This is a genomic window from Paenibacillus sp. FSL M7-1046 (genome assembly GCF_038007405.1).
In the GTDB taxonomy this organism is placed as follows: Bacteria; Bacillota; Bacilli; order Paenibacillales; family Paenibacillaceae; genus Paenibacillus_AQ.
Genome location: NZ_JBBOXB010000001.1, coordinates 2,908,306 through 2,932,075 on the forward strand (window position 1 = coordinate 2,908,306; position 23,770 = coordinate 2,932,075).

Sequence of the window (23,770 nt, forward strand, 5' to 3'; positions counted from 1 at the left end):
ATGGAGAACCAAAGTTCTGGCAAATCGCCCATTAAGGTTCTTTTGGCCGATGATCATCAATTGTTTCGTGAAGGGCTGAAACGTATTTTAAATATGGAGGATGACATTGAAGTCATTGGCGAATGCGGTGACGGCATCCAGGTGTTGGAGTTTTGCAATGTCAATAAACCGGATATCGTGCTTATGGATATCAATATGCCTATCGAGAACGGTGTGGAGGCTACTCAAAAGCTGCGTGAAATGTTCCCCGAAGTCAAGGTTATTATTTTGTCGATTCATGATGATGAAAGCTATGTATTTGAAACACTGCGCAAGGGCGCCAATGGCTATTTGCTGAAGGATATGGAGGCAGAGTCGCTTATTAACGCCATTCGTTCCGTCTGTGAAGGCCATGCATTTATCCATCCCAAGGTTACGGGCAAGCTGATTAATCAGCTGCGGCGCATGACCTATCTCAATGAGACGGGAGCAATGACCGAAACAGCCGTTAAGGAAGCAGGCGTCAAATTCGTTGCAGGCGACAACAATCCATTGACCCGGCGCGAGGCAGAGGTACTGCGGCTGATGGCCGAAGGCAAGAGCAATAAGATGATCGGAGAATACCTCTTTATCAGCGAGAAAACTGTTAAGAACCATGTTAGCAGTATTTTGCAAAAAATGGAAGTTGACGACCGTACTCAAGCAGTCATTAATTCCATCAAATACGGCTGGGTAACCCTATAACAGGCTTAACCTTAACTGAACGTTTTGGAGAATCCCAATGATCCGGAACAACATTACATAACAGACTGCAGCGATTCAGCTGTAATCAAACGTATTGTTTCAGTGCACAGTTATATTCGATTTGGCAAAACGCTGATGTAAATATGTACCCGGCTATACCCAGTCTTGTTGGAACCATGGGCAGGCACCGACCTTTTAACTCCGGCATATAGTGTCGGTATACAGAGGAGGTGCATCTCCATGGTAGCCCAGTTAATCTGGATTGCGGTTATATACGGATCCGCAGTTGTCCTTGTTCATATTTTGCGCAACCGGGAACTGACCCGGCAGACGGCACGTTCTGGGAAGCGGCTGCATTATATTCTCATTACCCGTAATCATGAAGCTGTTGTCGAGTGGTATATCCGGGTAATCGGTATTCATGCTTTTCTGACCGGAAAGTTATTTCGGGTGACAGTAATGGACGATGATTCAAGTGATGCTACGATAGCTGTGGCCTCCAGATTGGCTTGCAGCGGTTCCTCCATTAATGTTTCCCGGTTCATGCACAATCGTAGCTTACAGGCAGAAAGCCCGTTACAGCAGGGTATATTGGTCGATTTGCGGTTTCCCGGCACAACTGCTCCGCTGCCATTTATGCGGATGCCGGAAAGCGGGGGATATCAATCAGAGCGCGGCGAATGAGAACTAAATACGCAAGAATCGGGTGAAGCACACTCTCCATGAATGGAGTGGTGTGCTTTTTTGTGTCTCAGGATAAATTAAGGAGAGATTGCGGATGAGGGTTGCCCTATATGCTGTGAAGAATAAGGAACGCTGGCACCTGTGGGTTTCGCTAAATATCCAGGTAGACAATGTCTGGTGGAGCGGGGTGGGAGGTGAAGGCTGGAATGGACAGTCTGCGGACAAACGGGTATTGCTTTCTGCGGATCTACCGCTCGGTTGGGCAGTCAAACTTCGTGACAATGTCAAACCTGTGAAGGGCATGCAGGAATGGACGGAAGAACATTGGGCCGGTTATCTGGCTAATCTATTGCAGGCTGAGATTAATGAGGAGAGGGAAGCGGGGGGCGAATGGAAGAACAGTACCCAGGTTCATCCAACCGATAGTTTTAAGGAGCAGACTAAGCGTTTTGCACTCAGCGCGCAGGCGGATCGCTTAGTGGAGGCACTGTCCGGCCGGTCTTTGCTGCAGTCTGAAGTTGAAGCACTGCTGGAGGAGAAGGATCCGCTACTGGCAAACACTTGGCAAGCTGCAGCGCAGCTCGCACATTTGCAGGGGCGGCTGAAACTTGAGACCGCTTGCAGCAGGGCTGAAGAGAGCCAGGGGAAACTGCGGCGATGGAGCTCGGGGGTAGGAAAGAGAGCTAAGCAGACTGAGAGCTTACAGAAGGCTGCAGGTGAGGTAAGGAGAGAGCGGGGAAGTAGGGAAGTAGGTGGCGATACATTGAGAGAGAGCGAAGGCGGGGATTTCCGTGCGCGGCTGCCCAGCGCAGGCGGCCTCCTGCGTGCGGCGGCGCTTCGCCTGCCGCGGCTCCGCTTGCCCCTGCGCGGCGCTGTCGCCCGCCGCGCGGACATGCGCTGCCTGCGCTGCGGCAGCGTCGCCACCGGCCGCACGGCCTGCGCCGCGTGCGGCCTCGCCGGCTGCGCCTACTGCGAGGCCTGCCTCGCGCTCGGGCGCAGCCGGGCCTGTGCGCTGCTGCTGCGCAGCGCGGCTCTTCCGGCCGTACGGTGTACGGCCGGTGTCAGTCCCACCGTAGCAGCGCGCCGGTGGGGGCTGAGCAGCGCACAGGCGGGAGCCGCCGGCGCTGCACTGGGGTTCCTGGCGGAGCCGCGCCAGCGCTCCGCCGCCCAGGGCCCAGAGCGGTTCCTGCTCTGGGCGGTTACAGGAGCGGGAAAGACGGAGATCACTTTCCCGCTCCTGGAGGCGGTGCTGCTCGCCGGGGGACGCGTGCTGATAGCGACGCCGCGCCGCGACGTCGTACTGGAGCTGGCTCCCCGGCTGGGCCGGGCGTTCCCGGACAGGACGCTCTCCGTGCTGTACGGCGGCAGTCCGGACCGCTGGGGCCAGAGCCAGATGGTGCTGGCGACCACCCATCAGCTGCTGCGTTTTCATCAGAGCTTTGATCTGGTCATAATTGACGAGCTGGATGCATTCCCCTATGTCAATGATCCAATGCTGGCCTTTGCGGCTGAGCATGCGTGTAAGCCGGACGGCCGTTTTATCTATTTGTCGGCGACGCCGCCACCGGAGCTGCAGCGCCAAGCACGCAACGGCAGACTTCCGCATGCCAGAGTGCCTGTGCGTTTTCATGGCCATCCCCTGCCCGTGCCGCAGCATCTGACCATGGCGCCGGTGCAGCTATGCCTGAAGCGCAGAACTCTGCCCGGGAAGTTTAAGAAGGCACTAGGCAGGTCTTTTGCCCGGGAAGCGCAGATATTTGTGTTTGTGTCGCGGATTTCCCATATTGCCGGACTGCTGTCGCTTCTGCGGCGGAGTTTTCCGGGCAAAACCATTGAAGGCACCTCATCCCAGGACCCCGAAAGAGCAGAGAAGGTGGCGGGATTCCGCAGCCTGGCAATCTCCCTGCTGGTGACAACTACGATTCTTGAACGGGGAGTAACAGTCCCGCGAAGCGATGTGTTTATTCTGGATGCTGACAGTGGTCTGTTCGATGAGGCCTCACTTGTCCAGATGGCAGGCCGGGCCGGGAGGTCGAAGGACGATCCAGACGGATCGGTGATCTTCTTATCTCCGCAGTGGACAAGGTCACAGCGCGGAGCCATTTCGCAGATTCGGACAATGAATGCCATTGCCCGCAGGCAAGGGTTGATAAGCAAGGAGAGATGGATATGAAATTCTCACTCTTAAAGCTGGCAAATGTTCGATCCTTATTTGCCCCTTCCCTGCAGCAGTGCCTGATCTGCGGGAAACACAGTCAGCCCGCAACAGAACTGCCTGGAATCTGTGCGGGCTGTGAAGCGGCAATTCCCTGGATTCGCTGTCCACGCTGCAGTAAATGCGGACGCCATGTCGGCTGTCCCGATTGTACCCGCAGCAGCGAGCCAGGTCCTATCGTGTGTAACCGCAGTGCGGTTGCTTATACGAGTGTGATGCGTGAGCTTCTGGGACGGTACAAATATCGCGGCGATGAGAAGCTGGCTTCAATGCTTGGCCTGATGCTGGACAGGGCATATTCCATTCTGAAGGAAGAACGGGAGCAGCTAATGCACAGCAGCCGTCCGGTGCAGAGCAGATTCTCAAACATCATTCTTCCTGCCAGAAAAAACGAGCGGAATCGCTTCTGGGCGGCCGACTTGCTGGTTCCTGTACCTGTCAGTGACTCCCGGCTCGTGGAGAGAGGATTCAACCAGGCCGAGCGGCTGGCGGAGATTATATCCCGGCGCAGAGGGATACCGCAGCTCCCTCTGCTGATCCGTACCCATCATACCGGCAAACAGAGCTTTAAGACCCGGGCCGAGCGGCTGGCAGATATGAAGCACGCTTTTGCCGCTAGCCGAGATTCTAAAGTTCTATCAAGTTTTGAAGATCTGTTGGAATCATTGAATCCGCAGGACCGGCCTTTGCAGATTATCATTGTTGATGATATCTATACCACAGGAAGCACCATCCGTGCGTGTGCGGAAACGATAATCCGGCTAAGCGCGAGTTTGGGCTGCACTGCGGAAATATACAGCTTGACCTGGGCCAGATCTTAGAACGGTCATTTTACTTCCATTTTGAAGGTATGCATGAGCAGCGCAGCCAGCGAGACCGGGAACACAATTACAATCAGCATTACGATCTTTCCGGTCTCGATGTTACCAATATCGGATACATATGGGGCAGCCACCACGGAAAAAGGCGAATACCAAAAATATTTGCTGCCGCTGACTCCAAGACTCAGATTAGCAATCGTAGCGGCCACTGCCACCAGCACGGGTACAAGCAGGGAGCGGCTGATCTGACTAAATAGAGCAAAGAGCGGCAGAACCGCAAGCTGACCCAGCAGGAACAGCCCTGCGCGTGCTAATTGATCGTTCAACAGTTCTGCAGGTAACGGCTCTCCTTTAAAAATCCAAATGGTAATATACAATCCTATAAATTCAATAAACTGGCTGACCAATAAAATCAGGGAAGCTATGAATAGTTTGGTGAATATAATTGATATTCTGGAGCGTGGATAAGTGTATAACACGGAAGCCGTAAAATCTGTATATTCCTTGGAGATGATCTGACTAGCTATTAGAGCAATCCAAAGGGTTACCGTCATGAATGGATACATCAGCTTTTCATTCGAGAGATAACCTTCCCAGGACATGGGCTCTCCAAGGCGCATTACCATAAACAACAATGGGCCAAACAGGCTTACTGCGGGGAGAGCCCAGAAAAGCGGTGATTTTCGGAACTTAAGCCATTCACAGTACAGCATGTTAGTTCAGCTCCTTTTGGCTGGTGACATGAATGAAGAAATCCTCGAGTGAGTCGGCGCGGATGGCCAGCTCTTTCACTTCAATCCCGTGCACCACCAGCTGGCGGTTGATTTCACCGCTGTTGTCGAAGCCCTCGTACAAACGGAGCACTCCCTTTTCCCATACCTGAAACTTGTGAATTCCAAGCTGGCGCTCCAATAACACGGCCGTCTGCTGATCATCGTCTACCTTAAGCTCAAGATAGTGGCGGTTTTTGCCCTGAATTTCTTCGTAATCCAACTGCTCAATGAGTTTGCCTTTATGCATAATACCGATCCGGTTGGCCATAAGCTCGATTTCGCCCAAAATATGACTGGAGATCAGCACGGTCAACTCCCGCTTCCTCTGCAGGTCTACAATAAGTTCGCGGGTATCCTTAATGCCAAGAGGGTCAAGTCCATTAATCGGCTCATCCAGGATAAGCATGTCCGGACGATGCATGAGTGAACGTGCAATGCCGAGGCGCTGGCGCATGCCGAGTGAGAGCTGTTTTGCTTTTTTATGTGCGGCCTGCTGCAGACCGACCAGCTTCAGATGCTCCATCACCGATTCCTTCTCGGGAATGCCGCTCATCCGGCGGTGAATTTCAAGATTCTCGGCGGCTGTCAGATGTGGATAGAATCCCGGAGTTTCGATAATAGAGCCAATCCGGCTGTAAAGCGATCTGTGCAGCGGATTATCAAGCCATTCGATGCTGCCGGAGGTAGGCTGGATCAATCCCAAAATCATGCGCAGGGTCGTAGTTTTGCCGGCTCCGTTCTGGCCGAGAAGACCATAAATATCACCTTGGCGCACGGTCAGGTTCAAATTTTCAACCACGGCCGAGTTTCGGTAGCGCTTGTTTAAGTCACGGGTTTGCAGAATAGGAATCATTGATTGTCTCTCCTCAGTAAAGGTATGGACTCAGCTTAGAGGAATACCCTTACTTAACTATGACTTAATTCTTACTTTTTCTTTAATATTCCACAATTCAGCAAGAGGAAGCCTTAGGCAGCTGCAAAATAAAAGAGGTGCGTTCCCCCGGTATCGAAGCGGCATGGAGACTTCCCCCCAGCTTGAGCGCCAGCTGTCTGGCTATCGTGAGTCCCAAGCCGCTGCCGCTGCTGCCGGATGTGCGGGCAGGTTCAAGCGTGTACATTCTTTCGAAAATAAGCTTCAAATTCCCTGGCGAAATCCCTGGTCCGTTATCCCAGATTTCAAGCGAAATGTGATCCTCCGTTTCGGTGAGCCGCGCCCCGATTATTCCGGAGGAAGCCCCGTGCCGCAAGCTGTTGGACAGCAAATTGCCTACGATGCGTTCCACAGCCATGCTATCACCAAGCGCATACAAGCGTTTTTGCGGAATCTCCACAACAGGCTCCAGGGACAGGTTGAGAAAAATAGGATAGAGGCCGACCAGCATTTCCTTGGTTAATCTGTTCATGTCTATGGGGACGTTTTGCAGGGGGAGATCCCCGGCTTCAATCTTCGCCAATTGAAAAAACTGATCCAGCAGCTCATACATCGAGCGGGATTTCTTATAAGCGATGTTCATGAATTGTTTCTGCTCCGCACCACTCAGATTCTCATCCGTTTGCAGTACCTCCAAATAGCCCATCACAGAGGTCAAAGGGGTGCGTAAATCATGCGAGATATTCGATACCAGCCGTTTGTGCGCGTCCTCTGCTTGCCTTGTACGCGATTCAGCATTTTGCAGACGGTCCAGAACACTGTTAATGCCGGAAGCTAACTTGCGAAGTATAGGATTTTCGCTAAAGATCCGAACTCGCTCATTGGGCAGGGCCTGTCCGGGTTCTGTGAAGGTAGTCTTGTTCAAAAGAAACTCATGGACATTTTTCAGTTCACGATGAAGCCGCAGTAAGCGGAAGGCAAGGACAATGACCAGCAGGACAGCAAGAATCAGGCTGATAAGAAGGAGAAGAACTGTCATGCTTCACCCCATTTGTAGCCCATCCCCCAGACTGTGATGATATGCCGGGGGAGAGAAGGGTCCTCTTCAATTTTGGAGCGCAATCTGCGAATGTGTACAGAAATGGTGTTTTCCGCACCAGCACCAGCATAATCTTCACCCCAGATTCGGGTATATAGATTTTCCCGGGTAAACACTTTTTTGGGATGAGAGGCCAGCAAATAGACGATTTGAAATTCCGTGGCCGTCAGACCGAGGGAGACACCGTTTTGCAGGACTGAGCACTGTTCGGGATCAATTAGTAGATCGCCACAGGAGATGTATGGATTGCTCTGTTCAAGTAGGGGATCGGCTGAAAAATCAATATACCGCCGGATAAGCGCCTTTGCACGGGCTATTAATTCAAAGATACTGAAAGGCTTAATAATATAGTCATCAGCTCCACTGCCGAGGCCGATGATTTTATCCGTTTCCCCGTCTTTGGCGGTCATAATTAGCACGGGCACGTAGCTGACCGCACGGATTCTTCTCAGTACCTCCAGTCCATCCATACCTGGCAGCATCAGATCGAGCAGTACAAGCTGGAAGGGGCCGTTATTCTCAAAAGCTGCCTTTGCCTCAAGACCGTTCCCGATCCGCATGCATTCCATGCCTTCCTTATGAAAATATCGTTCGAGCAGCCCGGAAATTTCCTGATCATCTTCAATGACAAGAATACGAATCATGTGATTTCTCCTTTGATATGACCGTTTAGCATATTTTTTGCTATTATAATATAATTAAAGCGATTTTTTAGCCGATACTAATCATAGACGGAATTTCTACTATCATGTAATCTAGAGCATAAGACGTACGATCAATGCAAAGAATGTAAGAAGGGAGCCGCTGCCGAGATGAATTTAGACAATTGTCCAAAGTGCGGCCGGTTATATGTCAAAAATATCATGGACCTGTGCCAGTCCTGTCTCAAAGAGCTTGAACATCAATATGAAATCTGCGTAGAATATCTGCGCAAAAACAGAGGCACCAATATTCAGGAGCTGTCCGATGCTACGGAGATTCCGATCAAGGAAATCACCCGTTTTATTCGCGAAGGCCGAATTTCCATAGCAAATGCGCCTAATATGATGCTGCCGTGCGAAGTGTGTGGAACCTTGATCCGTGAAGGGCATATGTGCGACAGCTGCCGCTCCCGTCTGACGAAAGATCTTGCAAATGCTGCTAAAGAAAGCGCTGCTGCGGAACCTGTTAAGAAGTCATCTGAGGGTGCCTACCGGGCAGTCGATAAGCTCCGCGGTATATAAATTCTGTAAAAAAACGTTTGCAGCTATAAAGAATGTTTCAACGTAGGCCGATAAACTTATTAAAGATTATCGGCTTTTTTATATCAAAAGGAAGGTGGAAGTTATGAAAATTAACGAGACCGGACGAATTAATGCGATTAATCCGTATCAACGCAGTGCGGAATCGCAAAGGCAGGAACAAATGAAGAAGAGTACGCGTAAAGATGAGGTTTCTATTTCCGACGAAGCTATTAAGCTCTTGCAAGCCCAGAACAGCGGCAAGGTTGATGCAGAACGCGCACTTAAGATTGACAGCTTGAAGCAACAGGTCTCCGCAGGTACCTATGAAGTAGACGCAGCCAAACTCGCAGAGAAACTCGCCCCTTATTTTAAGCAATCCTCCGAGAATTAGGTGAACCCATCCATGACACTTACACCATTGTTAGAATCCTTGGAACGGCTGGATGAAGTACATGTTCATATGCTTGCTCTGGCCGATTTCAAGAGGCAGACCATTAAGGAAAACAAGGTAGAAGATCTTATCAAGATTCTCAACAAGGAATCTAAGCAATTAAAGCTGATCGAACAGCTGGAAGAAAAGCGGGGGCAAGCGGCGTATGCTTTTTTGCGGGGGGTCGGGATAAATTCCAACCTGAACCTCAATCTGACCGAACTATCCCGGCTCGTGTTTGATCTGGAAGACAAACACAAACTGCTGGAGCTCCAGAAGAAGCTTTCAGGAACCTTGCAGAAGCTTAAAGAAGCAAATACGCTGAACCAGCAGTTGCTGCAACAAGCGCTCTCGTATATAGATTTTTCGATTGAAAGCATGTCTTATTATTCTGAGACAGAAGCTACTTATCATCATCCGGCGGGAAAATTAGCTGGGGTGCAACGCTCCGGACTTTTTGATTCTCGGGCCTAATTTTGGAGGAGTAAAAGATGACTTCAACTTTTCACAGTATTGAAACCGCCAAACGAAGCCTGAATACACAAACGGCAGCGTTAAATACAACAGGACATAACATCGCCAACGTAAATACGGAAGGCTACTCAAGACAGGTTGTGAAGATGCAAGCCTCGCTTTCAATGGAAGCTTATGGATTCTTGCGCTCAACAGCAGCCGGTCAGATGGGTGCCGGGGTCGAATTCACATCGATTGAACGGGTGAGACAGAGTTTTCTGGATGATCAATTCCGCAATGAAAGCTCAAATTCAGGCAGCTGGGATATCAAATTCGATACCCTGCAAAAGCTTGAATCTATTGTGAATGAGCCATCAGATACTGGTATTCGCAAGGTTCTGGATAATTTCTGGAGTGCCTGGTCTGATCTAAGTCAGGACCCGGAGAATATTACCAACCGTAAGATTATCAAAGAAACGACCCAGGCGCTTACAGATGCAATGAATCAAATCAGCACCCAATTGGATGCCTTGACCTCTGACCTGACCAGTAATGTTTCTCTCAAAACTACAGAAATTAATTCTTTATTGCAGACTGTAGCAGATCTTAATAATAATATTACCAAGCTTGAGGGCTTGGGTGATAATCCTAACGATCTCCGGGACCAGCGGGACTTGGCCATCGACAAGCTCTCCAAGCTTGCCAATGTTCAGGTTACCCAGCTCAGTGACGGCTATCAAGTGACATTGGGCGGTCAATTGGTTGTGACTGGTGATCAGGTAACAGCAGTAACGGCGGAGGGTCTAAAGGCCGCATATGATGGAGGGACACTTACCGGTGGTGAAGTCTATGGCATGTTTATGTCCAGGGATAAATACGTAACCGATTATAAGAGTCAGATGAACCAACTGGCCAATACCCTTGCTAATGGTGACATTGAAATCACCTTGCCTGCCGGAACAGTTTTACCTGAAGGTACTGTCCTGAATACCGGAGCCAATAACACACCTGTTACATATTCGAATGCGAATAATAACCGGACGATAACAGCGGACACCAAAGTAACCGTCAAAGGAATTAATGGACTGCTGCAATTAGGTTACACTGTGAGCGGCACAACACCGGAGAAGGGGCTCGCACTCTTTACTTCCAAAGATAGTGGAGCAATCACAGCGGGCAATATTACGCTTAATCCGTTAATTGCAACCGACCCTAACAAAATCTCCACATCCATGCGTGTCACTGGGGTTGGCACCACCAACGAGAAGGTTGTTATCGGAAATAACGATATGGCATTAGCTATGGCAGGACTAAAGACAGCCAAATTTGACTTTGGAGCTGCTTTGTCTACACCAGGCACAGTTGATGATTATTTCAGCTCTATAGTAGGAGAACTGGGTGTTCAGACACAGGAAGCTGAACGTCAAGCCAAGAATGCGGAACAGCTGACAGAGCAGGTAGCGTTGAATCGTGCTTCAGTCAGTGGAGTATCGCTGGATGAAGAAATGACAGATCTGATCAAGTTTCAGCATGCGTACAGCGCAGCTTCCCGGTTCATGACCACGTTTGATGAGCTCCTTAACAAACTAATTAACGGAACAGGCCGAGTAGGTCTCTAATCTACGGAAGGAGGTACATCAATGTCTATACGCGTAACTCAAGGAATGATGAGTATGCAGACGCTCAGCAATCTGAACAGAAATAACAGCACTAGAAGTGATCTGTCCAATCAGGCCTCCACCGGCCGCAAGATCAATAAACCTTCCGATGACCCGGTGGGTGTGACATACTCACTTCGTTACAGAGCGGAGCTTGCTTCTAATGAACAATTCCAGAGCAATGCTGACGCAGCCGTGAGCTGGCTTGATTTTACCGATACAACCATGCAGCAGGCAACAGATGTGATGAAAAGGATGAAAGAATTAACGATACAAGGATCTAATGGAACACTACCTCAATCTGGACGAGATGCGATTAAGTTGGAAATTCAACAATTAAAAGAGCAAATGGGCAATATTGGTAATTCTCAAATAAGAGGAAAGTATATTTTTAATGGTCAAAATTATGATAAGGTTCCATATGAGTTATCTGGCACAGTAACGAGTTTTTCTCAAATTGATACGGATTCTGGTTCGGTTAATTATGCCATTGGTGATCAATCGACATTCCAAGTGAATACTCCAGGTAACGATTTTTTTGGGAAATCTACGGATGCTGATAACGTTTATAAAGTAATGGATGATTTAATAGCTGCACTTGCAAGCGGTGATACGTCACAAGTAGCCGCACAAACCGCTAATATGGACTCGAGAACTAATAAAATGCAGTCTGCTCTGTCTGAAGTGGGAGCGAGGACAAATCGAGTGGAATTGGTTCAGGCCCGGTTAGATGACCGTAATTTAAATTTAACTACGCTGCAGTCCAAGGTAGAGGATGCAGATATTGCCGAAGTGTTAATTAAGTCAACAACTGCTCAGACTATTTATGAGGCTGCTTTAAAATCTTCAGCTCAAATATTACAACCATCGCTAATGGATTTTATGAGATAGACTTGATTCTTTGAAACCGAAATGAGAAGCTATGGACAAAGCAGTCCATAGCTTCTTTTGTTAATATCCCAAGGAGGATGAGAGAATGACATCAGACCATGTACATCATGAGGGAGCAAATTTAACTATAACACCCATATATTCATTTCCAAAAGGATTGCCAGGTTTTGATCAGTTGAAAGAGTTTTTACTTCAGGAGCACAACGAGGTATTCAGCTTATTAAGCGCTATAGACCAACCAGAGATTAGTTTTATTACGGTTAATCCATTTGATTTTATACCAGATTACGAATTTTCCCTGTCTGATGATACGATGTTGGATATAGAAGTCAACAATCGCGAACAAGTTGCAGTGCGTTGTATCGTGACATGGCATAGTGAGCGAGAGAAGATAACGATTAATTTGCTAGCCCCTCTTATCTTTAATGTTGAATCTTTTAAAGCCAAACAAATTGTATTACAGAATACCATATATACTACTAAACATCCTTTGTGGTCAGAGTCTGAAACAGATGGTGAAGGCGGTGATTCCTGATGCTGGTGCTCACACGAAGAAAAGGGGAGTCTATTGTTATCCAGAATGATATCGTGATTACAGTGCTCTCTGTTGAAGGCGACGTCGTAAAAGTTGGAATCTCTGCTCCGAGGGATATTGATATCTATCGAAAAGAGATTTTTGAAGCTATCCAGCAGAATAACCAAAGTGCAGCTATGGATTTGGAAAAAATAAAGAATGTTATGTCAGATCTCGATGGAACAAACAAATAATAATCATCAGAGATTGAGAAGTATGCATTGATTTGTATGAATTCCTCTACGGATTAAAAATAATTACTAAAGTCAAAGAAAAAAATGATATTGACTATAAACAATGCTACCCGTTAAGTCGATATATAATTTAGAGCGGTAATTCTTCAGGGCGGCCGACCTGTGAAGACGCTAATACCACATGGATGTGGGAATAAAACCATTTCAGGGAGGAAATATCAAATGATTATCAATCACAATCTACCGGCTTTTAACACACACCGTAACATGGGTCTGAATAATGCTGCAGCAAGTAAGAACATGGAGAAATTGTCTTCAGGTTTGAAAATCAACCGCGCAGCTGACGATGCTGCTGGTCTCTCCATCTCCGAAAAAATGCGTGGTCAAATCCGCGGTTTGGAACAAGCACAACGTAACGTTCAAGACGGTATCTCATTCGCTCAAACAGCTGAAGGTGCAATGAACGAAGTATCCTCCATGCTGACTCGTATGAAAGAACTGAATGTACAAAAACTCAATGGTACTTATGGTGCTGGCGATAAATCTAATATCAATGCTGAATTGAATCAATTAGGTTCGCAAATTGATAGCATCATGTCTAAAACTACATTCAACGGAATCAAAATTACTTCTAATGTTAGTGTACAGGCTGATGACAGTAGCTTTAAAATTGCCATTACTGGTGTAGCAACAAGTGGATTTACTGGCCTTAAATCTACAACTACACTCACTAACGTAAGTACTGCTATTGAAAAAGTTGCAACTCAACGGGCTAACCTCGGTGCTGTACAAAACCGTCTGGAATACACTTCCAACAACCTGGGAACTACTGTTGAGAACTTGACAGCCTCCGAATCCCGTATCCGTGATACTGATATGGCTAAGGAAATGGTTGCTCTCTCCAAGAACAACATCTTGCTGCAAGCATCCCAATCTATGTTGGCACAAGCCAACTCCGCTCCACAAGGCGTATTGTCCCTGCTTCGTTAATTTTTACTTTAAGCATTTCATTCAAAGATCCTGCATTTGCAGGGTCTTTTTTTTGTTATTCCATAAACATTTCAACAGGTTGACCGATATATAAAGTAACAGCTTGGGATTTCTAACCGGACAATATTATGTAGATAATCTAGCGACAAGCGAGGGATTAGATATGGACTCATGGATTTCTACCAGTTCAGGAGTAGGTGCACAGGTACAACATCCGAGTTTTGGAAAAAAAGATGCTGTTACGAGTGATGACCCGACATCTTCTATAGCACAGAAGACAACCCAATCTGTGAGTACGGGGGATAGCCAAAAGTCACATGAACAAGTTGTTGCAGAACTGCAAAAGGCAATTGATGCAATCCAAGGGCCGCAAAAGTCATTGGAGATCTCTGTACATGAAAAAACGCATGCCATTATGATCAAAGTACTTAACAAGGAGACAGGCGAGTTAATACGCGAAGTACCACCAGAAAAAATTCTGGATTTAGCAGCACGGATGATGGAGATAACAGGAATAATTGTTGATAAAAAAGTATAAGGAGGCGCTATATGGTAACAAGAATTAGCGGATTAGCTTCGGGGATGGATATTGACTCTATAGTGAAAAAATTAATGACAGCAGAAAGTGCCCCCCTTAATAAATTAAACCAACAAAAACAGCTAATGGAGTGGAAGCGTGATAACTATCGTCAAACCAGTGTTAAACTGGTCTCATTTCTACAAGATAAATTAGATACGTTAAGTAAAAGCAGCTCCCTCAGTGCACAAAAAGCTACTACGACAGGTAATACAACTTCTGTTAGTGCTATTGCTACCCCCTCTGCTAGTGGTTCCCTTGAGATCACAGTTACTTCATTGGCTACGGCTGCTAGAATAACATCCTCAGCTCCCCCTACCAAAAGTGATGCAACAACCACTGATTGGGGAGATGTAAAACTATCAGCAATTACTGGTTCTGGTATTGATTCCAATAGTACTGCCAAAGTTGCAGTTACAATTGGTGGCGCCAGTATCGAAATAGATCCCCAGACCGAAACTTTAAGCTCTTTTGTAAATAAGATCAATGACAGTACAACTGCTGGTGTATCAGCTCTGTATGATTCTGCAACTGGTCAAGTATCTATAACAAGCAAGAGCACTGGGGCACAGGGCAATACTATTAAGTTAGATGGAGCTGGAGCAACAGTATTTACAGCCTTAAAGTTGGACGGCTCATTTTTAAGTGGAGGAGCAGATGCCAAGCTTAATGTTAATGGCATGGACATTACCCGCTCGACTAACAGCTTTACTATGAATGGCGTTCAACTGACGCTTAATAGCGGCAGTGGAGGGGTCTCTACTAAAATTGAAGTGAACAAAGACGTTGATACACTTGTTTCTGCTGTAAAAGGTTTTGTGGATGCATATAATGAAGTTATGACCTTTATGAATAGCAAAGTTAGTGAGGCACGTTATACCAAGTACACACCTCTTACTACTGAACAAAGAAAGGATATGTCTGATTCCGAAGCTGAGCTTTGGGACTCTAAGGCAAAGAGCGGAATGCTCAAAAATGATAGTATTTTAGCCTCAGCAATCTCAAGCATGCGAACAGCAATGGTAGAAGGAGTTCAGCTAGCTGATGGTTCGAAAATAGACTTTACTCAGTTGGGTATAACAACGGGAACCTATGAAACTAAAGGTAAATTAAGTCTGAATACGGATAAGCTGAAAACAGCATTAGAAGAAAATCCAGACATAATTAATGATTTTTTGGGAAAAAATTATTCAATTTCATCTTTGAATAACACATATACATCAGATGATGGCATATTAGCGCGTATGAAGAAAATCTCTAATTCAACACTTGTGAAATTAGCTGAAACTGCAGGTACATCTAAGTTTAGCTCTGATTTAACAGCATCATTCATGAGTACTAGTACGATGGGGGAAACACTGACTAGCTTGGATAAAAGGATTAGCGAACTTACAGCTAAATTAACAATGAGGGAAACGAACTATTACAAAAAGTTTACAGCAATGGAAACAGCCATAAGTAAGTACAATAATATATCATCAAGTCTAATAAGCTCTTAGTAATAAGGGGGAGGAAATTTGATTAACTCGCCGTATCAAAAATATCAACAAGCCCAGGCACAGACGGCATCTAAGCCAAAACTTTTAATCATGCTTTATGATGGTGCTATTCGTTTTGTGAAGTTAGGCATGGATGGCATTTCACAAAAAGATTATGAGAAAGCTAATAATAACCTTTGCAAGGCACAGGCTATTATTAATGAGTTGATCTCAGCTTTGGATTATAATTTCCCTATTTCAAATGATTTGCTTAAAGTGTACGAATATATGCAACATAGATTGATTGAGGCAAATGTAAATAAGAAAAATAGGCAGGCAGAAGAAGTTTTAGAATATTTAATTGATCTTAGGGAAGCTTGGTTTGAGGCCAGCAAGTCACAGGGATTAAATACGGTGCAAGATGGAAGATAAACATTTCCAGTTACTTTTTACAGAGTTACAAAGAATATCGGCACAAGCAATAAGTGATATTTCTGCAATGGACACAGATGAATTAGTGGCATTTGTAGAACGGAAAGAAGAGATTGTAAGCGCCATGAAGCCCTATCTATCATTGATTTCTTCCAAAGATAAACAAATAATTGATCAGATGCTTAAAGATGAGCAAGTTATTGTGGATAGAATGTATGAATTGAAGAATGAAGCTGGAGAATGGCTTCAAAACCTAAGTACCGTTCGTGTTCAACAAAATGCATACAAACAATCTTTTTCAATAGACAGTCTATTCATAGATCATCGTAAATAAGGACAAATAAAATGAAACCCTCAACCATTTTATGGATGAGGGTTTTCATTTTTAAAAGGTTCATTCTTATGGGATAAAGTCCGATATATACAATATAAATTAATCCGGAATGGTGGTATCGCCGTGTCATATTTCCAACAGAACCAGGCAGTGTTACGACTACGTTTTCCTCATGTTGCTGATAAAGTATCTAATATAGAAGAGCAAGATATTGAATTAATTAAGTATTCTGAACCGGTTGAAAAAGATGAGAATTGGCTTGAAGCTGTAAGAGGTTCGGTAGGTGACTTAAGTATTATTCTTTTGTATGGATTTGGACAAGGTATAAGCATAGCTGATTTAGTGGAAATGTATCCAGATCGTTTATTATTTGTATACGAACCAAATGAAGAGAATTTCCACGATAGTTTGAATACGATGGATTTAACGCTGATACTGGAGCATCCAAATTTATATTTTTTAGCAGTTGGTAAAGCACAGTTAAAAGCTTTATTTTATTCTATTTCTACACACTTGCGTAAAGATATGGCTTTTGTAGCGTTAAGACATTACCTGGAACGCAACGTAGATTCTCTTCAAGATATAAAAAAGAAATTTCAAGAGTACTCTGAAACGTTTGATTCAAACAAACTTACACGAAATTTATTTCGTAGAGATTGGATCCGAAACAGTATGTATCATATGGCAGGAATGCTGTCTTCGCCAAGTATTAGAGAATTCTATAAAGATTATGAAGATGCTACAGCTGTTATCATTGCTTCAGGCCCATCTTTGCAAGCGGATATTGAATGGGTAAAGCGAATTAAACCCCATGCTTTAATTATATCTGCTGGTTCAAGTATTCAAGCATTAGTCAAGAATGGAATAGAACCCCATTTAGCTACTCTTTTAGATGGCGGAGTAATTAATAACAAAGTTTTTGCGGATCCTGCTACTTTAAAAGCTCCCTTTCTATTTGTTTCATCATCTTATTATGGAATTTCAGATAAAAAAGATAAACACAAGATTCACGCTGTCGTTAAAAATGATGAAGTTGCACAATACTTTATGGGTATAGACACCGACGAAGCGGAGATCATACCAACCTCAACAGTGACAGGAACTGCTATACAAGCGGCAGTATGGTTAGGAGTTAAAAGGATTGTCATGATGGGGCAGGATCTCTCCTTCCCGAATAAAAAGTATTATGCTGATGGTATTGGTCATAGTGAACTTAATATACTAAATTCTATGGTGAAAAATTCTGATCACAAGGTATTAAGTGTTCAAGGAAATTACAATGCTACTAGTTCGGCTTTTATGTCCATGAAGGACGGATTGGAGAATCTAATTTCATCTCTTCCTGATATAGAATTCATAAACTCTACTCGTAATGGCGCTGTAATTGAAGGTACTTTGTGGAAACCAATTGAGCAAGTATATGAGCTATTAGCTGAAGAGATTATAGATCAAAGAGCAATTGAAAATTTAATTGATAAAAAAGAGTTTGCTGAATATAATGAAGCTCTTGAAAAAGTGGGAAATAGAATTTCTTCAACCGTACGTGATTTTTCTGGAATTATTAAGGATTTCAAAATACTCAAAAAATTATTTAGTGATATAAGAGAACTAAGTCGTACCAATCCTCTTAAATGTCAGCGAAAAATCGTGAAAATTGAGCAAGTATGGGGTGGTGTTGTAAACCGCCCTTGGTTTGAAGCATTGATTGAGACATTATTGCCGATAGAATTGCAGGAATACGATAGGGAATTACCCTCCATTATATTGGAGAAAAACTTAGTGCAAAAATGTAATCTTATTGAAAAGTATCTTGGAACACTGGTTAAACAAATTGAAAGTGAAATTCCCTTCCTGGAAGATGTGTTTATAGAATCCTTGCGAAGAATTGAAGCATTATGCGATAAAGGGGGCAGATAACTTGGAAGAGGGACTTTATAGTGGAAAGAGGATATTAGTAACTGGTGGAACAGGTACGATAGGCCGCCACTTAATACAAAGGCTATTAATGGAAAACCCAAAGGTTATACGTGTCTTTAGCCGGGACGAACACAAACAATATGAAATGGGTATAGATTTCAAACAAGATTCAGAACATTTAAGATTCCTAATTGGAGATGTTAGAGATCAGCAACGTCTTAACAGAGCCATGGAGGATATTGATTATGTATTTCATTGTGCAGCCATGAAACATGTTCCTGCATGTGAATACAACCCTTTTGAAGCAGTGCAAACAAATGTTATAGGGACGCAGAATGTTATTCAAGCGGCAATCGAAAACAAAGTGAAGAAGGTATTGTTTATAAGCACAGATAAAGCTATTTCACCCACCAATACTTATGGTGCCACTAAATTAACAGCAGAGCGCTTAATTTCGGCTACAGAGTATCATAAAGGAGCAAAGTCCACAATATTTTCATCTGTACGCTTTGGAAATGTAATGGGTTCCAGAGGATCCGTTATACCATTATTTAAGAAGCAAATCTCCGAAAAGCGTATGATTACACTGACAGATCCAAATATGTTAAGGTACATGATGACTCCTTTTCAAGCTATTGAACTTATACTTAAAGCTAATGAGATGGCATTAGGTGGAGAAGTATTTGTGTTAAAAATGCCACTAATAAAAATTGGTGAATTAGCAGAAGTTCTTATAGAAGACGCTAAGATAAGATATGGAATTACAGAAGAAATTATTATTGATGTAATAGGACTTCGTCCCGGTGAAAAAAGGTTTGAAGAGCTAATGACAGATGATGAGGCAGTAATTGCTTATGAGACATTTGATATGTACATTATCCCGCAACATGGGAAGAATAATTCTAATTATTGGAGAGAGAGTGATAAAGTTCTAGAGAAACCTTTTCCTAATGAAGCCCAAATTATTAAAAAAGATCAAATAAAAGATTGGTTGATTACAGAGCAAATAATGTAAGGTGATAAATGATACGTTTGAATTGTTTTAAAACAGCTACAGGAACAGAATAAATCAAAGGAAGTTATTTGATGAAGTATTTTATTCGTGCAGATGCATCGGAGAAATTAGGTATAGGACATGTTATGAGATGTCTAGCATTAAGTTCAGAACTCATTGAACAAAAGCATGAAGTGATATTCATCAGTAGAGAGCTTAACCCATTTGTTTCTGAATTAATTAATATGCAGGGTTGCTCAATTATCCAAATTGAAACCCCATTACTCTTGGGAAGTGCTTTGGAATCAGAGCTTATTATCCAACTTATCAATAAGGACTATAGACTAACAAATGAAGATTGGTTAATTATAGATCATTATTCTCTGGATTACAGGTTTGAATCCCACCTTAGAAGCTTGTTTAATAATATTTTGGTCATTGATGATCTAGCTGATAGATTTCACGATTGTAATATTTTACTGGATTCTGGGCTAGACAAAACTAAAGAGATTGAATATAACAGGTTAATTCCTAAATCAGCAATAAAACTCTTAGGACCATCGTATGCTTTACTTAGGAGAGAGTTTTTCGATGTGAGGCAAACCATAAATAGTAACGGAGAACATGTACAAAATGTTTTGGTTTGTTTTGGCGGAACGGATCCTACGAATGAAACACTAAAAACGATCAGAGCTTTAGAACCCTGTCTAAACGATATTAGTAACGTTAAAATTATCTTAGGAAAGACGAATCCTCATATAAAGGAACTAACAAATTTATATGAGAAAAATAATAAACTGCAATTCTTAATCCAACCCAGCTCAGTTGCATTAGAAATGGCTTCTTGTGATTTAGCAATCTGCGCAGGTGGAAGTATGACCTGGGAAAGATATTGTCTGGGTTTGCCCGGAATAGTCATAGCTATAGCGGATAACCAACTGAAAATTGCTCAGCAAGGTCATTTAATGGATATAGATAAGTATTTAGGCTTTCATCAATTTGTAACAGAGGAAGATATTAGACAGATATTTGAAAGTATAATTCATTCAAAATCGTGGCTTCAAAGCGCTAGGCAAAAAGCAAGAATGATAATTGATGGTAAGGGGGTATCGAAGGTAGTGGATCTATTAAGCATGAAGCAGAATTCCCTAGTGCTACGAGATGTAGGGCGGAATGAAATTTTATGGATGTGGGAATGCCGGAATGATGCGGAATCAAGGTCCAATTCAGTTCATACTGATGAGATACCCTATAGTGAGCATGTCAAATGGGTAGAACAAAGTAAATCAATGTTAAAAAGAAAATTGATGATTGCTTGGGATGGAGAATTAAAGATTGCAGTGGTGAGACTGGATAAAGATGGCGATAGTGCTATTGTTAGTCTAAATGTGGCAAAGGAGCATCGAAACAAAGGGAATGCTCTGAAAATATTAAAAGAGCTTGAAACTACAGTAATAAAGTGGGATCGCAGGATTCATACTTTACATGCCCTGATAAGAACAGAGAATACAGCTTCAATAAGGGTATTTTTAAAAGCAGGTTATAAACAATGTAGCAATGATAATGAATTTATAAAGATGCAAAAAAAATTGTTTAAAAGAAGGTTAGAAGATGAGGAAAGATGACATGAATATAATTATTGATGGCAGAGTAATTGGGAAGGGATATAAACCATTTATCATCGCAGAGATGTCTGGAAATCATAATCAGTCTTTAGAACGAGCGTTGGCCATTGTAGAGGCAGCTGCAAAAACAGGAGTGGACGCTATTAAGTTGCAAACGTATACTGCTGATACAATGACACTTAATGTTGACTCCTCAGACTTTATGATTAGTGAGGAGAAAAGCTTATGGAAAGGGAATTCATTATACAATTTGTATAAACAAGCATACACTCCGTGGGAATGGCATTCAGAGATCTTTAAGAAGTGTAAAGAATTAGGTCTCATTGTCTTTAGTTCACCTTTTGATGAGTCAGCAGTAGATTTTCTAGAAACGTTAGAGGTACCTGCATATAAGATTGCCTCTTTTGAGAATACAGATCTTCCACTGATTAAAAAGGTGGCTGCTACTGGTAAGCCTATAATTATGTCTACAGGTATGGCGTCTGCTGCTGAATTGGATGAGGCAGTACAGACTCTTAGAGAGTCAGGGTGTGAACAGTTAGTACTATTAAAATGTACTAGCACTTACCCCGCAGAGCCTACTAATTCAAATCTTGCAACTATCCCACACATGAAACACCTATTTAATTGTGAAGTAGGATTGTCTGATCACACTTTGGGAATTGGAGTATCGATAGCAAGCGTTGTTCTGGGGGCGACCGTAATCGAGAAACATTTTACATTATCAAGAGCAGATGGCGGTGTGGATTCTGTTTTTTCTATGGAACCTCACGAAATGAAAAGTTTAGTTGAAGAAACTATAAAGGCATGGCAGTCTATAGGTCAGATTTCCTATGGTGCTACCGAAAGTGAAAAGGATTCAAGAAAATTAAGAAGATCTATTTATGCATCTGAAAATATAAAAAGCGGTGAAAAGATTAGTATGGAAAATATTAAAATAATTAGGCCTGGTTATGGCCTCCCGCCAAAATTTTTAGATATGGTAATGGATAGAACTGCTGTGGTGGATATCCCAAAAGGGACACCAATAACTTGGGATTTAATCTAGTATACTAAAAATTGGGGTGCATGATGAACTTTGTTGCCATTATTCAAGCTCGTATGGGATCTACCCGTCTCCCAGGTAAGGTGTTAATGCCGCTTGGTGATACTTGTATTCTTGATTACGTTGTTACTCGCTGTCAGAAGATTCAAAAAGTTACGCAAGTGGTAGTCGCTACTTCAATTTTGAAACAGGATGATGATATTGAAAACTGGTGTAAATTAAATGGTGTGAGTTGTTTTCGTGGTTCGGAAGAGGATGTATTAGAACGGTACTATGTATGTGCTCAAAACTATAAATCCGATTATATATTACGAGTAACAGCTGATTGCCCATTCGTAGATTATGAGTTAGCCAGTTTAATGATTGAAGCTATGGTAACTAATCCATCCGATATATTGTTATATGAGGGGCAGATACCCCGTGGGTTGGCTGTTGAAGTGATTTCCTTACAAGCATTGGAAAAGGTTAATCTTCAAGGGACTGAGTCTAGGCATCGTGAACATGTCACTTATTATGCCTACGAAAACAAAGAAAATTTCACCTGTGTCTCGTTAAAGTTACCTAAATATTTAGATCACCCTCAATTAAGAATAACAGTGGATACCCCTGAGGATTATGAGGTTTGCCAATTGATAGCAGAAAAGTTTGTGGATAATAAAACAATTAGCTCTGCAGAAGTGATTCAATATCTTTTGAATTCTCCCAAGGTATCTGAGATTAATGCACACATCGAACAAAAACCTGTAATTTAAAAATTAATTAAGTTTGTAGGTAATCATGTATATCTAAAAGGAGTGGGGATAATAAATATTTTACTTACTGGAGGAGCCGGTTTTATCGGTCGTTGGGTTGCAAAGAGGTTATTGGACGAAGGGCATCAGTTATGGATTATAGACGACCTATCTAATGGTCGAGAAGAAAATATTGAGGAATTCCGCGAACATGCGTGTTTACATCAATTTATTAATGGAACAATCCTAGATGTTGCTCTTTTAAGTCATTTGTTTAGTGAAAACAATTTTGAAGTATGCTACCATTTGGGCGCTTCAATTAATGTACAGGATTCCATTGATAATCCATCCACCACATTTAATAACGACACTGTAGGCACATTTAATATTCTGGAGCAATGCCGTAAATATCGTACTAAAGTGGTATTTATGAGCACCTGTATGGTATACGACCAATGCAGCAAAGGAGACGGTATATCAGAGCTACATCCTACAAAGCCAGCCTCCCCTTATGCTGGCGCAAAGGTTGCCGCCGAGAATATGGTTCTCTCGTATTTTTATGCTTATAATCTGCCTACGGTGGTAATACGTCCCTTTAATACTTACGGACCGTTCCAAAAGACAGGTGGAGAAGGCGGAGTAGTTGCGATCTTCATTAAAAATCAATTGAGTGGTAAGGATCTTAATATTTATGGAGAAGGTACGCAAACTCGTGATCTTTTGTATGTAGAGGACTGTGCTAAGTTTGTAACAGCGGCAGGTTTCTCCGATACAGTAAACGGTGAGATTGTAAATGCTGGATTAGGACGGGATATTGCAATTAATGATTTGGCACTGCTTATTGCAGGAGATTCATCGCGAATTAAGCATAAAGAACATATTCATCCGCAGAGCGAAATTCAGAAGTTACTATGTAATTCGTCGAAGGCCAAGCTTCTGCTGAATTGGGAGCCGGAAATTAGTTTGGAAGAAGGAATTGCACGTACTACCGAATGGATTAAGTCTGGAGGTCTTGATTAAAATAAAAAAGCTCAAGGG

At 43.4% G+C, this 23,770-nt stretch carries 26 protein-coding genes; 22 read left to right on the top strand and 4 right to left on the bottom strand.

Features of this window, described 5'->3' with window-relative positions; genetic code table 11:
- The 4 genes from NYE29_RS12675 to NYE29_RS12690 all read left to right on the top strand — a co-directional run bounded on the left by NYE29_RS12675 (nt 1) and on the right by NYE29_RS12690 (nt 4,443).
- Nucleotides 1-723, top strand: a complete 723-nt coding sequence (locus NYE29_RS12675; protein ID WP_038597350.1) for a response regulator — start codon at nt 1-3, stop codon at nt 721-723.
- A 240-nt stretch (nt 724-963) separates the two neighbouring features.
- Nucleotides 964-1,407 (top strand): glycosyltransferase family A protein, encoded by a 444-nt coding sequence (locus NYE29_RS12680; protein WP_340896259.1) that lies wholly within the window; start codon nt 964-966, stop codon nt 1,405-1,407.
- A gap of 94 nt (nt 1,408-1,501) precedes the next feature.
- Nucleotides 1,502-3,580: a DEAD/DEAH box helicase gene (locus NYE29_RS12685; RefSeq protein ID WP_340896261.1), complete on the top strand. Its 2,079-nt coding sequence runs from the start codon at nt 1,502-1,504 to the stop codon at nt 3,578-3,580.
- Nucleotides 3,577-4,443 carry a ComF family protein gene (locus NYE29_RS12690; RefSeq protein ID WP_076109638.1) on the top strand — a complete coding sequence of 289 codons (867 nt, stop codon included), beginning with the start codon at nt 3,577-3,579 and terminating at the stop codon, nt 4,441-4,443. The genes NYE29_RS12685 and NYE29_RS12690 overlap by 4 nt, the downstream gene beginning before the upstream one ends.
- 5 nt (nt 4,444-4,448) lie before the next feature.
- Here NYE29_RS12690 and NYE29_RS12695 read toward each other — a convergent pair whose 3' ends face one another.
- From NYE29_RS12695 to NYE29_RS12710, 4 genes are all read right to left on the bottom strand, one after another.
- A complete protein-coding gene (locus NYE29_RS12695; RefSeq protein WP_340896263.1) occupies nt 4,449-5,156 on the bottom strand; it encodes an ABC transporter permease in 708 nt (235 codons plus the stop codon).
- Between the two features lies 1 nt (nt 5,157).
- The gene (locus NYE29_RS12700) at nt 5,158-6,069 is read right to left on the bottom strand and encodes an ABC transporter ATP-binding protein (protein WP_340896264.1); all 912 of its coding nucleotides are present in this window, start codon (nt 6,067-6,069) and stop codon (nt 5,158-5,160) included.
- Between the two features lie 97 nt (nt 6,070-6,166).
- Nucleotides 6,167-7,126, bottom strand: coding sequence for a sensor histidine kinase (locus NYE29_RS12705; protein ID WP_340896265.1), 960 nt, complete (start codon nt 7,124-7,126; stop codon nt 6,167-6,169).
- Nucleotides 7,123-7,830, bottom strand: coding sequence for a response regulator transcription factor (locus NYE29_RS12710; RefSeq protein WP_340896267.1), 708 nt, complete (start codon nt 7,828-7,830; stop codon nt 7,123-7,125). The genes NYE29_RS12705 and NYE29_RS12710 overlap by 4 nt, the downstream gene beginning before the upstream one ends.
- A gap of 168 nt (nt 7,831-7,998) precedes the next feature.
- Here NYE29_RS12710 and NYE29_RS12715 point away from each other — a divergent pair, with 168 nt between their 5' ends.
- From NYE29_RS12715 to NYE29_RS12800, 18 genes are all read left to right on the top strand, one after another.
- Nucleotides 7,999-8,409, top strand: coding sequence for a TIGR03826 family flagellar region protein (locus tag NYE29_RS12715; RefSeq protein WP_340896269.1), 411 nt, complete (start codon nt 7,999-8,001; stop codon nt 8,407-8,409).
- 103 nt (nt 8,410-8,512) lie between these two features.
- The gene (flgM, locus tag NYE29_RS12720) at nt 8,513-8,800 is read left to right on the top strand and encodes a flagellar biosynthesis anti-sigma factor FlgM (RefSeq protein WP_038597336.1); all 288 of its coding nucleotides are present in this window, start codon (nt 8,513-8,515) and stop codon (nt 8,798-8,800) included.
- Nucleotides 8,801-8,812: 12 nt separating this feature from the next.
- Nucleotides 8,813-9,313: a flagellar protein FlgN gene (locus tag NYE29_RS12725; protein ID WP_340896273.1), complete on the top strand. Its 501-nt coding sequence runs from the start codon at nt 8,813-8,815 to the stop codon at nt 9,311-9,313.
- A gap of 17 nt (nt 9,314-9,330) precedes the next feature.
- Nucleotides 9,331-10,911, top strand: coding sequence for a flagellar hook-associated protein FlgK (flgK, locus tag NYE29_RS12730; RefSeq protein WP_340896275.1), 1,581 nt, complete (start codon nt 9,331-9,333; stop codon nt 10,909-10,911).
- 21 nt (nt 10,912-10,932) lie between these two features.
- Nucleotides 10,933-11,841: a flagellar hook-associated protein FlgL gene (gene flgL / locus NYE29_RS12735; RefSeq protein WP_340896277.1), complete on the top strand. Its 909-nt coding sequence runs from the start codon at nt 10,933-10,935 to the stop codon at nt 11,839-11,841.
- Between the two features lie 85 nt (nt 11,842-11,926).
- Nucleotides 11,927-12,376 (top strand): flagellar assembly protein FliW, encoded by a 450-nt coding sequence (gene fliW / locus NYE29_RS12740; RefSeq protein ID WP_340896279.1) that lies wholly within the window; start codon nt 11,927-11,929, stop codon nt 12,374-12,376.
- Nucleotides 12,376-12,609, top strand: a complete 234-nt coding sequence (gene csrA, locus NYE29_RS12745; protein ID WP_340896280.1) for a carbon storage regulator CsrA — start codon at nt 12,376-12,378, stop codon at nt 12,607-12,609. Before fliW ends, csrA begins: the two co-directional genes overlap by 1 nt.
- Before the next feature lie 222 nt (nt 12,610-12,831).
- Nucleotides 12,832-13,599 (top strand): flagellin N-terminal helical domain-containing protein, encoded by a 768-nt coding sequence (locus NYE29_RS12750; protein ID WP_340896281.1) that lies wholly within the window; start codon nt 12,832-12,834, stop codon nt 13,597-13,599.
- Between the two features lie 163 nt (nt 13,600-13,762).
- Nucleotides 13,763-14,137, top strand: coding sequence for a flagellar protein FlaG (locus NYE29_RS12755; protein WP_340896283.1), 375 nt, complete (start codon nt 13,763-13,765; stop codon nt 14,135-14,137).
- An 11-nt stretch (nt 14,138-14,148) separates the two neighbouring features.
- The gene (fliD, locus tag NYE29_RS12760; protein WP_340896285.1) at nt 14,149-15,675 is read left to right on the top strand and encodes a flagellar filament capping protein FliD; all 1,527 of its coding nucleotides are present in this window, start codon (nt 14,149-14,151) and stop codon (nt 15,673-15,675) included.
- An 18-nt stretch (nt 15,676-15,693) separates the two neighbouring features.
- The gene (gene fliS, locus NYE29_RS12765) at nt 15,694-16,086 is read left to right on the top strand and encodes a flagellar export chaperone FliS (protein WP_340896287.1); all 393 of its coding nucleotides are present in this window, start codon (nt 15,694-15,696) and stop codon (nt 16,084-16,086) included.
- On the top strand, nt 16,076-16,420 hold the full coding sequence (locus NYE29_RS12770) for a hypothetical protein (RefSeq protein WP_340896289.1): 345 nt from the start codon (nt 16,076-16,078) through the stop codon (nt 16,418-16,420). Before fliS ends, NYE29_RS12770 begins: the two co-directional genes overlap by 11 nt.
- Before the next feature lie 123 nt (nt 16,421-16,543).
- On the top strand, nt 16,544-18,337 hold the full coding sequence (locus tag NYE29_RS12775; protein WP_340896290.1) for a motility associated factor glycosyltransferase family protein: 1,794 nt from the start codon (nt 16,544-16,546) through the stop codon (nt 18,335-18,337).
- A 1-nt stretch (nt 18,338) separates the two neighbouring features.
- Nucleotides 18,339-19,352 (top strand): UDP-N-acetylglucosamine 4,6-dehydratase family protein, encoded by a 1,014-nt coding sequence (locus tag NYE29_RS12780; RefSeq protein ID WP_340896291.1) that lies wholly within the window; start codon nt 18,339-18,341, stop codon nt 19,350-19,352.
- Between the two features lie 71 nt (nt 19,353-19,423).
- Nucleotides 19,424-20,956, top strand: coding sequence for a UDP-2,4-diacetamido-2,4,6-trideoxy-beta-L-altropyranose hydrolase (gene pseG, locus NYE29_RS12785; protein WP_340896292.1), 1,533 nt, complete (start codon nt 19,424-19,426; stop codon nt 20,954-20,956).
- The gene (gene pseI / locus NYE29_RS12790; protein WP_445322163.1) at nt 20,943-22,004 is read left to right on the top strand and encodes a pseudaminic acid synthase; all 1,062 of its coding nucleotides are present in this window, start codon (nt 20,943-20,945) and stop codon (nt 22,002-22,004) included. Before pseG ends, pseI begins: the two co-directional genes overlap by 14 nt.
- A gap of 23 nt (nt 22,005-22,027) precedes the next feature.
- Nucleotides 22,028-22,753 (top strand): glycosyltransferase family protein, encoded by a 726-nt coding sequence (locus NYE29_RS12795; protein ID WP_340896293.1) that lies wholly within the window; start codon nt 22,028-22,030, stop codon nt 22,751-22,753.
- Between the two features lie 51 nt (nt 22,754-22,804).
- Nucleotides 22,805-23,752 carry a GDP-mannose 4,6-dehydratase gene (locus NYE29_RS12800; protein WP_340899701.1) on the top strand — a complete coding sequence of 316 codons (948 nt, stop codon included), beginning with the start codon at nt 22,805-22,807 and terminating at the stop codon, nt 23,750-23,752.
- The last annotated feature ends 18 nt before the right edge of the window (nt 23,753-23,770 follow it).

Bases quoted from the DNA above. Each gene is read 5' to 3' on its own strand.
- NYE29_RS12675 (WP_038597350.1), top strand. From the start codon at position 1: ATGGAGAACCAAAGTTCTGGCAAATCGCCCATTAAGGTTCTTTTGGCC.
- NYE29_RS12680 (WP_340896259.1), top strand. From the start codon at position 964: ATGGTAGCCCAGTTAATCTGGATTGCGGTTATATACGGATCCGCAGTT.
- NYE29_RS12685 (WP_340896261.1), top strand. From the start codon at position 1,502: ATGAGGGTTGCCCTATATGCTGTGAAGAATAAGGAACGCTGGCACCTG.
- NYE29_RS12690 (WP_076109638.1), top strand. From the start codon at position 3,577: ATGAAATTCTCACTCTTAAAGCTGGCAAATGTTCGATCCTTATTTGCC.
- NYE29_RS12695 (WP_340896263.1), bottom strand. From the start codon at position 5,156: ATGCTGTACTGTGAATGGCTTAAGTTCCGAAAATCACCGCTTTTCTGG.
- NYE29_RS12700 (WP_340896264.1), bottom strand. From the start codon at position 6,069: ATGATTCCTATTCTGCAAACCCGTGACTTAAACAAGCGCTACCGAAAC.
- NYE29_RS12705 (WP_340896265.1), bottom strand. From the start codon at position 7,126: ATGACAGTTCTTCTCCTTCTTATCAGCCTGATTCTTGCTGTCCTGCTG.
- NYE29_RS12710 (WP_340896267.1), bottom strand. From the start codon at position 7,830: ATGATTCGTATTCTTGTCATTGAAGATGATCAGGAAATTTCCGGGCTG.
- NYE29_RS12715 (WP_340896269.1), top strand. From the start codon at position 7,999: ATGAATTTAGACAATTGTCCAAAGTGCGGCCGGTTATATGTCAAAAAT.
- flgM (WP_038597336.1), top strand. From the start codon at position 8,513: ATGAAAATTAACGAGACCGGACGAATTAATGCGATTAATCCGTATCAA.
- NYE29_RS12725 (WP_340896273.1), top strand. From the start codon at position 8,813: ATGACACTTACACCATTGTTAGAATCCTTGGAACGGCTGGATGAAGTA.
- flgK (WP_340896275.1), top strand. From the start codon at position 9,331: ATGACTTCAACTTTTCACAGTATTGAAACCGCCAAACGAAGCCTGAAT.
- flgL (WP_340896277.1), top strand. From the start codon at position 10,933: ATGTCTATACGCGTAACTCAAGGAATGATGAGTATGCAGACGCTCAGC.
- fliW (WP_340896279.1), top strand. From the start codon at position 11,927: ATGACATCAGACCATGTACATCATGAGGGAGCAAATTTAACTATAACA.
- csrA (WP_340896280.1), top strand. From the start codon at position 12,376: ATGCTGGTGCTCACACGAAGAAAAGGGGAGTCTATTGTTATCCAGAAT.
- NYE29_RS12750 (WP_340896281.1), top strand. From the start codon at position 12,832: ATGATTATCAATCACAATCTACCGGCTTTTAACACACACCGTAACATG.
- NYE29_RS12755 (WP_340896283.1), top strand. From the start codon at position 13,763: ATGGACTCATGGATTTCTACCAGTTCAGGAGTAGGTGCACAGGTACAA.
- fliD (WP_340896285.1), top strand. From the start codon at position 14,149: ATGGTAACAAGAATTAGCGGATTAGCTTCGGGGATGGATATTGACTCT.
- NYE29_RS12770 (WP_340896289.1), top strand. From the start codon at position 16,076: ATGGAAGATAAACATTTCCAGTTACTTTTTACAGAGTTACAAAGAATA.
- pseG (WP_340896292.1), top strand. From the start codon at position 19,424: ATGAAGTATTTTATTCGTGCAGATGCATCGGAGAAATTAGGTATAGGA.
- pseI (WP_445322163.1), top strand. From the start codon at position 20,943: ATGAGGAAAGATGACATGAATATAATTATTGATGGCAGAGTAATTGGG.
- NYE29_RS12795 (WP_340896293.1), top strand. From the start codon at position 22,028: ATGAACTTTGTTGCCATTATTCAAGCTCGTATGGGATCTACCCGTCTC.